The organism is Desulforamulus ruminis DSM 2154 (assembly GCF_000215085.1).
GTDB classification, from domain to species: Bacteria; Bacillota; Desulfotomaculia; order Desulfotomaculales; family Desulfotomaculaceae; genus Desulfotomaculum; species Desulfotomaculum ruminis.
In genome coordinates this window covers 2,782,920-2,796,871 of record NC_015589.1, presented here as the reverse complement: position 1 = coordinate 2,796,871, position 13,952 = coordinate 2,782,920, and the positions used below count along the sequence as shown (strand labels likewise).

Annotated in this window: 13 protein-coding genes; 10 read left to right on the top strand and 3 right to left on the bottom strand. The window is 46.0% G+C overall.

Annotated elements, in window-relative coordinates; genetic code table 11:
* Nucleotides 1-142 precede the first annotated feature (142 nt).
* From DESRU_RS13775 to DESRU_RS13765, 3 genes are read left to right on the top strand one after another with little or no spacing between them, the layout of a single operon-like run.
* Nucleotides 143-568, top strand: coding sequence for a Fur family transcriptional regulator (locus DESRU_RS13775; protein ID WP_013842701.1), 426 nt, complete (start codon nucleotides 143-145; stop codon nucleotides 566-568).
* A gap of 35 nt (nucleotides 569-603) precedes the next feature.
* Nucleotides 604-1,347 (top strand): metal ABC transporter ATP-binding protein, encoded by a 744-nt coding sequence (locus tag DESRU_RS13770; RefSeq protein WP_013842700.1) that lies wholly within the window; start codon nucleotides 604-606, stop codon nucleotides 1,345-1,347.
* Nucleotides 1,348-1,361: 14 nt separating this feature from the next.
* Nucleotides 1,362-2,216, top strand: a complete 855-nt coding sequence (locus tag DESRU_RS13765) for a metal ABC transporter permease (protein ID WP_013842699.1) — start codon at nucleotides 1,362-1,364, stop codon at nucleotides 2,214-2,216.
* A gap of 284 nt (nucleotides 2,217-2,500) precedes the next feature.
* Here the strand turns inward: DESRU_RS13765 and DESRU_RS13760 are convergent, their stop codons facing one another.
* Entirely contained in the window at nucleotides 2,501-2,722 is a 222-nt protein-coding gene (locus tag DESRU_RS13760; RefSeq protein ID WP_013842698.1) for a hypothetical protein, read from the bottom strand.
* Between the two features lie 176 nt (nucleotides 2,723-2,898).
* On the opposite strand from DESRU_RS13760, the gene atoS reads away from it, so the two are divergent.
* From atoS to DESRU_RS13740, 4 genes are all read left to right on the top strand, one after another.
* Nucleotides 2,899-4,710, top strand: coding sequence for a two-component system sensor histidine kinase AtoS (atoS, locus tag DESRU_RS13755; RefSeq protein ID WP_238446303.1), 1,812 nt, complete (start codon nucleotides 2,899-2,901; stop codon nucleotides 4,708-4,710).
* Entirely contained in the window at nucleotides 4,707-6,065 is a 1,359-nt protein-coding gene (locus DESRU_RS13750; protein WP_013842696.1) for a sigma-54-dependent transcriptional regulator, read from the top strand. Before atoS ends, DESRU_RS13750 begins: the two co-directional genes overlap by 4 nt.
* Nucleotides 6,066-6,330: 265 nt before the next feature.
* Nucleotides 6,331-7,260: a sulfite exporter TauE/SafE family protein gene (locus DESRU_RS13745; RefSeq protein ID WP_013842695.1), complete on the top strand. Its 930-nt coding sequence runs from the start codon at nucleotides 6,331-6,333 to the stop codon at nucleotides 7,258-7,260.
* Nucleotides 7,257-8,063 carry a TIGR02186 family protein gene (locus DESRU_RS13740; protein WP_013842694.1) on the top strand — a complete coding sequence of 269 codons (807 nt, stop codon included), beginning with the start codon at nucleotides 7,257-7,259 and terminating at the stop codon, nucleotides 8,061-8,063. The genes DESRU_RS13745 and DESRU_RS13740 overlap by 4 nt, the downstream gene beginning before the upstream one ends.
* Nucleotides 8,064-8,169: 106 nt before the next feature.
* On the opposite strand, the gene DESRU_RS13735 is transcribed toward DESRU_RS13740, so the two are convergent.
* Entirely contained in the window at nucleotides 8,170-9,450 is a 1,281-nt protein-coding gene (locus tag DESRU_RS13735; RefSeq protein WP_238446302.1) for an acetyl-CoA hydrolase/transferase family protein, read from the bottom strand.
* Between the two features lie 429 nt (nucleotides 9,451-9,879).
* Here DESRU_RS13735 and DESRU_RS13730 point away from each other — a divergent pair, with 429 nt between their 5' ends.
* The 3 genes from DESRU_RS13730 (at nucleotide 9,880) to DESRU_RS20330 (ending at nucleotide 12,502) form a co-directional block, all read left to right on the top strand.
* On the top strand, nucleotides 9,880-10,038 hold the full coding sequence (locus DESRU_RS13730) for a hypothetical protein (protein ID WP_013842692.1): 159 nt from the start codon (nucleotides 9,880-9,882) through the stop codon (nucleotides 10,036-10,038).
* A 22-nt stretch (nucleotides 10,039-10,060) separates the two neighbouring features.
* A complete protein-coding gene (locus DESRU_RS13725; RefSeq protein WP_013842691.1) occupies nucleotides 10,061-11,077 on the top strand; it encodes a sulfite exporter TauE/SafE family protein in 1,017 nt (338 codons plus the stop codon).
* A 76-nt stretch (nucleotides 11,078-11,153) separates the two neighbouring features.
* Nucleotides 11,154-12,502, top strand: a protein-coding gene (locus tag DESRU_RS20330; RefSeq protein ID WP_143758727.1) for an IS3 family transposase whose coding sequence is annotated in 2 segments (ribosomal slippage) — nucleotides 11,154-11,607 and nucleotides 11,607-12,502 — 1,350 coding nt in all. Because the reading frame shifts where the segments join, the coding sequence is not laid out codon by codon here.
* A gap of 55 nt (nucleotides 12,503-12,557) precedes the next feature.
* Here DESRU_RS20330 and uraA read toward each other — a convergent pair.
* Nucleotides 12,558-13,838, bottom strand: a complete 1,281-nt coding sequence (gene uraA, locus DESRU_RS13710) for a uracil permease (protein ID WP_013842690.1) — start codon at nucleotides 13,836-13,838, stop codon at nucleotides 12,558-12,560.
* Between the last annotated feature and the right edge of the window lie 114 nt (nucleotides 13,839-13,952).

Sequence of the window (13,952 nt, the reverse complement as noted above, 5' to 3'; positions counted from 1 at the left end):
CCAGGGGTTCCTGTTTTTTTAGAAAAGCAATTTGAATATTTCTGAATAGATAAAAACTGGACCCAAGTACATATTCTTGAGGAAATGGTATATTAGTAGTATAATTTTAATAGTAATAATTACGAATTAGGAGGGAACACCCTTGACCGGTGAAATGTATTTCCTTAACCAGCTCCAAGCCAAGGGTTATAAAATAACGCCCCAGAGACAAGAGCTGCTAAGGACCTTTTTGGAAAGTCAGGAGAAGCATCTAAGTGCCGAGGATATTTATAATCAAATTGTTAAAAAGTTTCCCAGCATGAGTTTGGATACGGTTTACAGAAATTTAGCCGTGTTGCAGGAACTGGGGATTTTGACGGAGTTAAACTTTGGAGACCGGAAAAACTTATTTGAGATGAACAAAGCCGGACATCACCACCACCATCATCTGATCTGCACCAAGTGTGGTGAATCCCAGGAGATTGACTTTTGTCCTTTGAAATATTTAGATCAAAAGGCAGTAAAAAACTTTAAAATGGAAAAACATAGTTTTGAAATTTTTGGTATTTGTGCAAACTGTATGGAATAAGTCCTCTAAGGCCATTGAAAACGGGAGTTTGGTTTATGAAAAAATCCATTGTAGCATTGGAAAAGGTAAGTTTTTCTTACGGGTGCCACCCGGTATTAAACAACATTAGCCTGGCCATTGAACCGGGTGAGGCGGTGGGCCTGGTAGGTCCCAACGGAGCCGGGAAAACCACCCTGCTAAAACTTATCTTGGGGCAGTTAAAGCCTCAAGGGGGCAGGGTATATATTTTAGGTGAAGAGGCCCATCGTTTGAGGCGGCGGCATCGGGTCGGTTATGTTTCCCAACGGGCGACCCATTTTAATAACGACTTTCCGGCCACACTGAGGGAAGTGGTTGCCTCCGGTCGGGTTGCCGGCCGGGGCTTGTTCAGGCCGTTATTGAGGACGGACTATGCTGTAGTGGATCGGACATTGGAAATGTTGGGTTTAAAAGAATATCAAAACCAACCGGTGGGCTGCTTGTCCGGTGGGCAGCAACAGAGGGTGTTTATTGCCAGGGCCCTGGTGGCGGAACCGGTCATGCTGGTTTTGGATGAGCCAACCGTAGGAATCGATGCGGCTGCTGTGGCCGCTTTTTGTGATCTTCTGCGGAGCCTGAATCGGGAACAAGGCCTGACCCTGCTGATTGTTTCCCATGAACTGGAGGAGTTGTCCTCGCTGATCACACGCCAATTGTATTTGAACGGACAACCCTGTGATTGCAGTTGTCATTCCTATACCTCTCCTCAACTTCAGCAGCAAAACTGCGTCAAAGGTTTGGAATTAAATTATGCCAAATAAAACGGGAGTTAAAGATGGAAATCTTTCAGTATGAGTTTATGCACCGGGCCTTTTTAGCCGGAATCATCGTTGGCCTCATTTGTCCCACGGTGGGTCTGTTTGTAACCCTGAGAAGGATGTCCATGATCTCGGACGCACTGTCCCATGTCTGTCTATCAGGGATTGCAGCAGGCCTAATGACAGGGATACATCCCATTTTAAGCGCTTCGGCTTTTGCTGTTGCCGGTGCCTTGGCCATCGAAAAATTAAGAGATGCCTTTAAAAATTATTCCGAAATATCCATTGCCATTATTTTATCCACCGGGGTTGCCCTGGGGGCCATCTTGCTGGATTTAGGCAAAGGGTACAGTGCTAATTTTATGAGTTATCTTTTTGGCAGTATTGTGGCCATCAATGTGAAGGACCTGCAAATCGTGATGATCATGGGATTTTTTATCCTGGGTGTGATTTTGCTGTTAAAAAAAGAGCTTTTTTATATTTCCTTTGATGAAGAGTCTGCCCGCATGAGCGGTATAGCGATAAAGCCCATTACCGTTACCTTTACCGTATTGACGGCCCTGACCATTGCCATTGCCATTCGGGTGGTGGGGATTTTACTGGTTTCTTCGCTGCTGGTGCTGCCGGTGGCAGCGGCCATGAGATTGGCGAAGAGCTTCCGCATGGCCCTGATCATTTCCGTGATCCTATCGGAAATGGCGGTGGTGATCGGTCTGTTCGCTTCCTTTTATATCAACCTGGCTCCCGGTGGAGCCATCGTGATGACCTCGGTATTTTTGCTGCTGGGGACCCTGGTCCTATGTCAGTGGCAGCGGTACCCGGTTAAGGCGGGTCAAAAGGTGCAGCAGTATCAGGAAGAAAGCAGTCTATAAAACATTGAAATAAATGTCGCAAAACTATTTTTCAAAAGCGCGCCAAAGAACCGGCTAATAAAAATAGAACACGGATTGAACGGATGATACGGATTTACGCGGATTTTAAATAAAGATTTAAAAATCCGTGAGATCCGTGGGAATCCGTAACATCCGTGTTCTATTTTTGTTATTTTTTAGAAAAAGAGCTGCGTAATACGAACCATCCTATTTGCAACCGCCATTCACTTTGCAAGGGGTTTATTTCCGATTCTTTAGCCGCAGAACCGCAGGACCGAGAAAAATTAATCCCGGTTAATATCGTGCTTCATATCCCGCATGCCGGTTTTAATGGCGATACCCATCTTGACACTTTTTTGTGTTCCGTGGCGGTGAACACTATTTAATTGGGCTTTCTGGGATTTAATTTCCCTGGCTTGGGGATGACCAACCGGCCGGTGCAAATTTTTTTCAATTTCCGGCAGTTCATGGATTTCTCCTTTAGGATATTGATCAATGGTTGTCATTGGCTTCACCTCCCTGAATTTAAGTTTATTTTGCCCAAATAGCACCAGCTAATGACCAGGATTTTTTAATGGAACATTAAAAGCTGACATGCTAAGATAGGTACAAACCAAAATAATCAGGTGAGATGATGATCAATAAATTTAAAAATCAACTTATTTTTCTCATTGCTATTTTTATGATACTGCCCATTTTAATTATCGGCGCCATGCATTATATGACCAATCACACCAAACCGGTGGTTTTGGATGAACAACGGGAAAATTTATCCCAAGCAGTGCTTGAATTATCCCAACTGCTGCCGTCGGATATTTCTTTGCTCATGAAGAAACAAACCGTGGCCAGTGCCCCTAACCGTACGGAACAAATTAAAGCTTTAAACAGGGAACTGGCCGGTGCGGCCATGAAGGTATTTCAGAAGTACCCCGGGATTGAACTGGGGTATTACTCGCCGGATGTTAAGGCCGTGGTGGTTCAGATGGGTCAGGACGGTCATCTGCCTTATATGGATTTTAAAGACATACTGGTGGATGTTTCCGAGGATACCCAGTGGTCGGAGCAAGCCCAGTGGAAGGATGCCTTTGACAAAGTGATCTGGACCCGGAAACCGCTGGAAATTGTCTTGGGATCACCGGGAAACCAGAAGCTGGTTATTTTTTCGCCTCTGCTGGCTGAGGATAAAGTACAGGCTGTGGTATGGGCCGGAGAACGTCTGGGGGGCATAAACCAGGAGATCCTGCAGGCCGAGAGCTTTGCCTATACCGTTATTTTCTTTGGGTTTATGCTGGGGCTTTGCAGTACGTTCTTTTTGCTGAAGAATTACCTGGATACAGTGGCGAATATTAAATTGGGGCTGCAAAAATTACAAAATGACCTTACTTATCATATCCCCCCTTCCATGGGGGAATTGGGGGAGATATCTAAAGCCATTAACGACCTGGCCTCCAGACTGGTGAGTGCCCAGAACTACAATGAAAGCATCATGGCCAGTATTGATGCCGGAATTATTGCGGTGGATTTAAAGGGCAAAATTGTCAGTTTAAGTTCCACGGCCCGTGAAATATTTCAACTGCCGGATAATGTACTGGAGCAAAAATATACGGAGGTCTTTCCGGTTGATTCAGACATTGTCAAAATGTTAAGCGCTTGTCTGGAGGGCCGGGAGACCAAAGATGTCATGACCTCCATGGCCGGAGCAAAGGAAGTATACCTGCTGGCCAGCACCTCCATTCTCTTTGATACCAGGAAGAGGGTAGTGGGGGCGGTTTTAAGCTGCCGGGATGTAACACTGCGGAAGCGGTTAGAAGAACAAATGAGAAGACAAGAGCGGTTGGCCTCCCTGGGTAAACTGGTGGCAGGGGTTGCCCATGAAATTAAAAACCCGTTAACCTCCATCAGCGGCTACATCCAATTCTGGCAGAAAAGCAAGGCGCCCACGGCAGAGTCCCTGAATACTATTTACCGGGAGGTCCGGCGGCTGGATTCCATTGTGAATAAGCTGCTGTTCTTCTCCAAACCAACCCATACCACACCGGTACCGGTTCAGATCAATTCCTTTATCCGTAAAATATTAAACTTTTTTACCGAGACCCATCCCGAGCAGTTTAAGTTTCATTTTATTCCCGGTGAAAACAGTACCGAGGTCCATATAGACCCGGATCAAATGGAGCAAGTGCTGATGAACATTCTTTACAACGCGGTACAGTCCATGCCCAAAGGAGGAGAGGTAAGGGTTTCCACCGGGTATCTGGCCGAAGAAAAAATGACTTTTATTGATATTGAGGATACCGGCTGCGGGGTTTCTGAAGAAATTACCGAGAAGTTGTTTGATCCTTTCTTTACCACCCGGGCCAAAGGAACCGGTTTGGGGTTGACCATTGCCCATGAAATTGTGCGGGCCCATGGAGGAAGGATCGAGATTAAAAGCAAACCGGGGCAGGGAAGCACCGTGCGAATTTGTTTTGTTAGCAGGGGGGACGATCAAGCATGACGCAAAAACGGATTTTGGTTGTGGACGATGAGGAGGGTGTAAGACAATTCCTCTATGATGTATTAACCCACGAAGGTTACCGGGTGGAAACCGCAGTCAACGGAGAGGAATGCTCGGTGAAACTGCAGCAGTACAAACCGGATGTTGTAATTACGGATATTCGTATGCCGGAAAAAGACGGCTTTTCTTTACTGCAGGAAATTAAGAGCACCGGTTTAAATACTCCGGTTATTCTCATGACAGCCTTTGGTACTACCGATGTAGCCATCCAGGCCATGAAATTGGGAGCCTTTGATTATATCATTAAACCCTTTAATTTGGATGAAATGATTCAACTGGTTCGGAGGGCCGTAATGCAAATTGACTCGGTGGCTGCTTTTCCCGGCGATACCGGTAAAAATCACAGTGAGGTGAATATTATTGGCAGCTCACCGGTGATGCAGGCTTTATATAAAGATATTGGGCGGGTTGCCGACAGCCGGGCCACGGTTTTGATTCAAGGAGAAAGCGGAACCGGCAAAGAATTGGTTGCCAGGGCCATTCACTATAACAGTTCCCGCCGGAATAAGCCTTTTATTAAAATTAATTGTGCCAACCTGCCGGATAACCTGCTGGAGAGCGAGTTATTTGGTTATGAGAGGGGTGCTTTTACCGGCGCAACTTCAAAAAAACAAGGAAAGTTTGAACTGGCCCACCATGGAACCATCTTTTTTGATGAAATTGGCGAAATCAGTTTGTCCACCCAGGCCAAACTGTTAAGGGCTATTCAGGAGAAAGAGTTTGACCGGATTGGCGGAACAGAGACCATCAAGGTGGATGTTCGGATTTTGGCTGCCACCAACAGAAAGCTGGAGTTGAGTGTTAAAGAGGGCGGTTTCAGGGAAGATTTGTTTTTTCGGCTGAATGTGGTGAACTTGTTTATTCCGCCTCTTAGGGAAAGAAAAGAAGATATTCCTTCCCTGGTGGCTCATTTTTTAACCAAATATAATCAAGAATTTAACCGTCAGGTGAAAGGCTTTTCGGAAGAGGCCACCCGAATGCTGATGAAATATGAATGGCCGGGAAATGTCAGAGAACTGGAGAATCTCTGTGAGAGGGCCGTTATCATGACCCGGGGCACCATTATTGTCCCGGAAGATATTGAATTTACCGTTGGAGAGAAAAAAGCAGCCCCCTTGTTTATGAACCGGAGCGAGCAAAATCTGCCTCTGAAACAAATTGTTGCCGATGTAGAGCGTCAGGTTATTTTAAAGGCTTTACAGGATAACAACTGGTGCCGCTCCTCTGCTGCCAAGTCCCTGGGTATTAACCGCAGATCCCTGTATGCGAAAATAAAGGAATTGGGGTTGGAGTGAGCAAAAGTTGCCCACCGGGTTGGGCAACTTTTGCTCGTTTGTCATTACAAAAAACAATATTTAATCAATGAAATGGCCTGTTGAAGGCTATTTTTTTTGTTTGTTTTAGAAATTGTGATAATGAATTATTTTTATGGGAGAATGAAAGCCATACAAATCAAAAGGGATGAAAGGATGGAAGAAAAATTTAAAATCTTTTGTTTCTACCCGGTATTTTGGCATGGCATTTGCTAATTAAGCCGATAGGAAGCAGAGGTGGCATTGAATGATGGATAGTTTGTTTTTTTCAGGAACGGTAATTTTTTTACTGCTCGGGGCAGCGGCAGGACTGTTTTTGCCCATTATCGGCAATATTGGAACCCTGATGATATTGCCTCTAATCATCATGATTACAGGAATTCCTCCGGAAATGGCCGTTCCCATTGCCCTGGCGCATTTGGCGGCCCTGTGGGTCCCTGGAGTGGTGGGGAGGTGGCAGTCCGGCAATGTGGATGGTAAACTGCTCCTTTGGCTGTTGCTGGGAATGATCCCCGGCATTACACTGGGGAACTGGATCGAAGGAATGGCAGTGCATGGCACCTGGTTTACGGATATGGTGCTGGCGCCTTACCTGCTGCTGTTGGTTGGCGCGGTCATTTACCGCCTGCGTCCCTTTCCTATTTTGCCTAAACCTGCCAACCGTCAAAGAAAAAAAGTGGTTCAATGGGTAACGGGTCTGCCGGCAAAAACCCTTTTTAACACCAGTGGTATTTCCATATCCCTCTTCGTTCCCCTGGGACTTGGTTTTATTTTTGGACTGACAGGAAAGATTTTTGGACCGGTGGCGGTGCTGCTGCTCAGCCCGGCCCTGATGGTTTGCCTGGATATACCCGTCCTGTGCGCCGTAAGTACCGCGGTGGTGTTTCATTTTATCGGCATGTTAAGCATTTCCCTAACCGGTCGTTACATGTTGCTACCCCTAAATTTACAAATTTTACTTTGGTTATTCCTTGGCACGTCCATGATTTTTTTGGGGTTATCCTTTTTTATGCAAAAGAAAAAACCTTACCCGGCACCGGTTGCCGTTGTTCTGGTGTTAATTACTTCAGCAACCCTCTGGGCGCTGATAACCAGTCAACCGGATCTTGGTCCGGTCATTAAGCATTTTAGTTTCCCCATACAGCTTCTGGGATGGTTTGGAGGTGTTCGAGGGTGAGAAGTCTCTTCATAGTAGTAGCCCTGGCCCTGGTATCGCTGCTGATCCCGGCCTCTGCCAGAGGGGAAAACCTAACCTGCAGTCTATCCCGGCATGAAGTGAGCGTAGGATTAAATCCCTCGAAGAAAACCATTCAGGTTTTTGGTCAGGCACCGGAGAATTTGCCCGTAATCATCCGGGTAGAGGGGCCTAACCGGCCTGTTCTGGTAAGCCAGTTTCAAAATGATTCTTTGCTGAAATGTTCTGAAGCGGAAGTTCAGGGGCTGCCGGGTTTTTATCAGGTATTGACATCTCTGCCCATCGAAGAGATAAGCCGCCATCACTGGGATGAACTGGGAATTAACCCGGAATATAATCAACTGCGTGCCAAGGCTTGGGTCCGGATGCGGCAGGATATGGGCAATCTTTCCGAAGCAACCTTGGATGATTATATTAGCCTGGCTTTAAAAAATAAAGACGAGAAGCATTTATTTTCTCTGCGCCAAGGTGTCATTCAGAGAGACGGCCAAAATTATTTTTCCGAAATACAACTGATTTCCGGCATGCCCTTAGAGGAAATCCGGGTTACGGCTTTTCTTTTGGATCAGGACCGGATTATTTCCCTAGAACCTCAACTGCTCCAGCTTAAACCGGATTCTCTGTTATCCATTGGTTCCAAGGAGTTGTCCATGAATGCGGTCACGGTAATTGCCTTTCTCATGATCCCGATGCTGCTGTTGATGATTGCCACGGTACTGGAAAGGATTCAGCAGCACAGGGAAAGAGAAAAGAGAGCCCGCCTGTTAAGGCAAATATGGCAGTAAAGAAACCGCGTTGCTAAACGCGGTTTCTATGAAGCAGGAATATTAAAATAAAAAATATAAGTCCATGGATCGTGCTGATGTCCGGACTGGCATCAGCAAAGATTGGTCAGCGTGTTAAACCGGATTTCTTAGCAGCCTCGGAAAGGCCGTCCCGGTGATCGGGGTGAGCAATGCCGATTAAAGCTTCAGCCCTTTGGCGGAAGGTTTTTCCCTTTAACTTGGCAATACCAAATTCCGTTACAACATAATCAACATCATTTTTGCTTAGGCTTACCACAGAACCACTTTCCAGCATGGGAACAATTTTGGACCTGCCCTTATGGGTGGAGTGAAGCACCACGATGCTTTTACCGCCGGTTGCGCGCATGGCGCCCCGGGCAAAATCCACCTGTTCGCCCGTACCGGAATAGAGTTTGGGACCAATGGGTTCGGAAGCACACTGACCCAGCAAATCAATCTCGTCCACCGAATTAATGGCCACCATGTTGTCATTCCTGGCAATGATTAACGGGTCGTTGGTGTAGGAAACCGCATGCATTTCAAACATGGGGTTATTGTTCATGAACTGATACAGCCGCCGGGTCCCTACGGCGGAGCTGCAGATGATTTTTCCGGGATGGACATTTTTTCTCCGGTTGGTTACCGCCCCACATTCCACTAAATCCACCAGGGTATCGGTTACAAAATGGGTGTGAATACCCAACCCCTTTTTTTCCTTCAGACATTGGGCGGCGGCATTGGCGGTGCTGCCTAATCCCAGTTGAATGGTAGATCCATCATCGATCAGTTGGCACACATAGTCGCCAATGGACTGGTCGATGGAACCAATAGTTGGCTTGGGCAGTTCCAGCAGGGGGGTGTAGTCCTCCACAATCATATCCGCCTGGGATATATGAATGACACTATAACCCATGGTCCTTGGCATATTGGGATTTACCACCAGGATCACTTTTTTAGCACAGCCTGCGGCAGCAATGGTGTAGTCTACCGATACGCCGAAACTAAAATAACCATGCTCATCCATGGGGGATACCGTCCCCATGAATACATCCACATCCAAATCCCTTATAAACTGGGGATATTCGTAGAGATAACCGGGCATTACCCCGGCCCGCCCTTCTTTTACGCCTCTCTTAACAATGCTGCTGGTCAGCCAAGAAACATGCCGAAAATGACGCTCCATACCGGCCTTAAGGTAAGTGGCTTCTCTCAAGGGCAGCATTTGGTGTACCCGCACATCTTTCAGTTCTGCTCTTCGCTCAAACAGGGCCTCCATTAATACTTCAGGTTCTGCCGCCCCCGGGGGAACAACGATGTTGTCGCCGGAGGAAATAACCCTGACTGCTTCGGCCGCTGAAACCAGTTTTTCCGTATATACAGCGGTCAATTTTTCAGATCCCTCAAAGAGAGGGCCAGCTTTAAACCAGACCAAACAATCACCTTCAGTCTTTTTTTTATTAAGTGAATTATATCACTTTGCTTTGCTCAATGGAAGAAGTTGTTGTCATGGATTATAAAGAACAATTTGTAAAATTGGCTTAAAAACATTTTAAATTAATTCAAAAGAGATTTGACATAGGGCGTCATAATTATCTTTATTATAGCAAAGATGGAGCTTGAAAAGATAATTTAGTTATGTTAGCATGACGGTGACAAATACACTTCGTCTTATGTGCCGTAAAGGGCCGTAAGCCGTTGCGGTAAAGTGAATTACATCACAAAATTGTCATTACATTTATAAGGCTGTTTTGTAAATAACTAAAGATTTGCTTGAAAGGAATTTGTCGCTATAGGCTATGGAAGGACGGGATGGCAAATGTTTGATAGCTTAAATGAATATATTGTAGCCATTTATCATCTGCATAAAGCCCAGTACAGTTTGCTGGTGGTTAGTCTTATGGCCTTGGTGGGTATTTCCGTGGGCCTGTTTACCGAGATCCTATTACGGTTGTTGGGTATTAAAGGAGAGCAATGATTCTTGATTCGGAGGGATTGGGGTGCTGCATCTACCCATTGCCAATGCGGATGTAAATATTTGGGCCTTACTGCTGATCGGATTCTGTGTAGGCGTACTGGGGGGCTTTTTTGGTATTGGGGGCGCCTTTATGGTTACGCCTGCTTTAAATATATTTGGTTTTCCTATGGCCTTTGCCATTGGTACCGATATTGCCCATATCTTTGGGAAATCCATTGTGGCCACCTACAAACACGCCCTGCTGCGGCATGTGGATTTTAAATTGGGGCTCATCATGGGTTTGCTGGGGATGTATGGGGTTTCTCTGGGCAAACAGTCGGTACTGTACTTGGAAAAAATCGGTCAGATTGGGCCGATCATCCGACTGATTTACATTATTCTTTTATTTTTAATCGGCACTTTTATGCTCTGGGAATACTATCATTATTCCCGTTTGTCCGATGAACTGAAGAAAAGGGAGAAAACCCATTATAAGTTGATCCGGTGGATTTATAAAGTGAAAATACCTCCTTTTATTTCCTTTCCCACTTCTCAGGTTTATGCCGTTTCCCTCTGGGTAATTGTTTTTTTAGGTGTCTTTACCGGCTTTATTTCAGGATTTCTAGGAGTGGGGGGCGGTTTTGTCCGGGTTCCCCTGTTCATTTATTTTCTGGGCCTGCCTACCGTAATGGCGGTGGGTACAGACTTATTTGCCATTTTAATCTCTAATTCCTGGGGAGCTTATATTTATGCTTTATCCGGCAAGGTGGAAATTGTAGGCGCTTTGGTTATGTTAATCGGGGCTGCCGTTGGCGTTCAGATCGGATCTGTGGCCACGGCCTATATCAACAGCATGAAAATCCGGTTGTACTTTGGGGTGATGCTGGTGTTGGCGGGTACCGCCGTGCTATTAAAGCAGTTTCATTTGTCCATCCTGGCAGGGTACCTAATGCTTAGTTCGGCAGCGGTTCTCAGCGGCATTATTATTTTCCTGTTGATCTCTGCAGTAAACCGCCAGGTCTGGCGGCAGACCCGCATAGAAACGGATAAATATCCTTAAGCAAAAAAGCTCCCTTTTTTGAAGTGCACCCCAAATGTTGGAGAAAAAAACTAACACTTGGAGGTGCACTTTTCTAATGACAAAATACAGCGATGAGTTTCAGCTTAGGCTTGTAATGGAAGTCGAATCAGGACAATCCATAACTGTTGTAGCAAGAGCACATGGTATTCCCAAAAAGAACTTACAGCGATGGGTTTCAATTTATGAACATGGTGGTATTGAACAACTGTTATTAAAAAAACAGCATTACTCACAAGAATTTAAGATCTCCGCTATTGAATATCGCTGGCAGCATCACTTATCCTATAGACAAGCAGCTGCCGAATTAGAAATTCCTAACGAAGGTACTCTGTATCAATGGGAAAAGCGATATTTAGAAATGGGTTCGGCAGGTCTGCAAGCCACCAAGAAAGGCAGGCCCCCTAAAATGCCAAAGAAATCTGAGAAACTTAAGCGGAATCTGACTAGAGAGCAAGAGCTGGAAGCTGAAAATGCTCAGTTACGCATGGAGAATGCTTACCTAAAAAAATTAAATGCCTTAGTTCAGGAAAGAATCGCCCGCGAAAGTGGGAAAAAGCGGCTGCCATCAACGAACTAAGGCAGGAATTTAACCTGATGGCATTACTCAAGTTTGCCAGCCTGCCCCGGAGTACCTTCTACTACTATCTAAAAGCTATGGACAGGCCTGATAAATACGAAGAAATCAAAGCTGTAATCCAAGAAATATACCACGCTCATAAAGGCAGATACGGCTACCGGAGAATCACCCTTGAACTGCATAATAGAGGGTACCGTATTAACCATAAGACGGTCTTAAAGCTGATGGGGCAATGCAACATCAAGTGCCAGGTGCGAATACGCAAGTATCGCGCCTATAAAAAAAAGTTGGGTAAAGTAGCCCCCAATATTCTGCAACGTGATTTCAAGGCAGATAAACCGAATCAGAAATGGGTTACTGACATTACTGAGTTCTCCCTATTTGGAACAAAGCTGTACCTCTCTCCGATCCTTGATTTATTTAACGGAGAAATCATCAGCTACAACATATCAGACAGGCCGACCTTCCATCAGATAATAGATATGCTGGATAAGGCATTCTCAAAGATTCCTGACAACACAAACCTTATCTTCCATTCAGATCAGGGCTGGCAGTACCAGATGAGAAACTATCAAAATAGGCTTAACAAAAAAGGAATTATCCAGAGCATGTCACGCAAGGGTAACTGCTTAGATAATTCAGTAATGGAGAACTTTTTTGGTCTTTTAAAATCAGAATTACTCTATCTTCAAGACTTCGATTCAGTAGAACATTTCCGAAAGGAGCTCGAAGATTACATAGATTACTATAATAATCAAAGGATTAAGTGCAAACTGAAAGGACTGAGTCCTGTTCAATACAGGATCCAGTCCTCCAGAGTTGCTTAATTATCTGTCCAACATTTCGGGTTCAGTTCATTTCGGGGAGCTTTTGTCTGGATGTTTAAGGATTGCCGTCGGTTTCGTTGTTGAGTTTCAGGTTCTCCAGAACCCGGAACAAAATGCTCAGGAGAATGGCAACCACGGTGGCCAGGCCCATACCCTTGAGGCTGACGGCGCCGAGCTGGATTTGCGCCCCGCTTACGCCAATGATTAATACTACGGAAGTAAGGATGAGGTTGGAGGCTTTACTGTAGTCTACCTTTGCCTCAACCAGCATGCGAATACCGGAAGCGGCAATAATACCGAACAACAGCAGGGATACGCCGCCCATGACCGGGGTGGGGATGCTCTGGATAGCTGCGGCCAGCTTCCCTACGAAGGACAGGATGATGGCCAGAACAGCCGCGCCGCCGATCACCCAGACACTGTAAACCTTGGTGATGGCCAGTACACCGATGTTTTCACCGTAGGTGGTGTTGGGGGTGGAACCGAAAAAGCCGGAAAACAGTGTGGACAAGCCGTTCCCCAGAAGGGAGCGGTGCAAACCGGGATCTTTGGCTAAATCCCGGCCAACAATGTTGCTGGTGACAAAAAGGTGACCAACGTGTTCCGCAATTACCACCAGGGCAGCCGGGATAATAATCATAATGGCATTTAAATTAAAGGAAGGGGTGTAGAGGGTCGGCATGGCAATCCATTTGGCTTCCGCAATGGGAGCCAGACTGACCAAACCCATAAAGATGGACAACACGTAACCGGAAATAATGCCGATAAGAATGGGGATGATGGCCAGAAAACCGCGGAAGACCACGGAACCCAAGACGGTAACGCCCAAGGTGAACATGGAAACCGTAATGACCTTGGGATCAGGAACGTATTTGATAGTGGCGTCTGCCGCAGCCAAACCGGCCATTTGAGCCGCTACCGGGGCCAATTCCAAGCCGATGACCGCCACAATGGCGCCCATGGCAGCCGGCGGGAAGACCACATCAATCCACTTGGTGCCTACCGCCTGGACAATTAAAGCCACCGCTGTAAAGATGAAGCCCACCGCGATAAATCCACCCAGGGCAGCACTGTAATCGTATTTGCCGAGCACCAGCAGAACCGGCGCCAGGAAGGCGAAGCTGGAACCCAGATAGGCGGGAATGCGGCCTTTACATAGGAATAAATACAATAGAGTGCCAATTCCGTTAAATAAAAGAATAGTGGCAGGATTCACTTCGAAAATAATCGGTACCAATACGGTTGATCCAAACATGGCAAATAAGTGCTGAAAGCTTAGGGGCAGGGTTTGCAACAGAGGGAGTTTTTCATCCACTTGAATTTCTCGTCTAGCCATTTCCCGGTTCCTCCTTGGTTATTTTATCATATAAAAAGCTCCTTACAGAGTTCTGTAAGGAGCGCGCTTTTCAGTCAGGATACGGGTGTATCCCTCTTAACCGCTACCTTATTA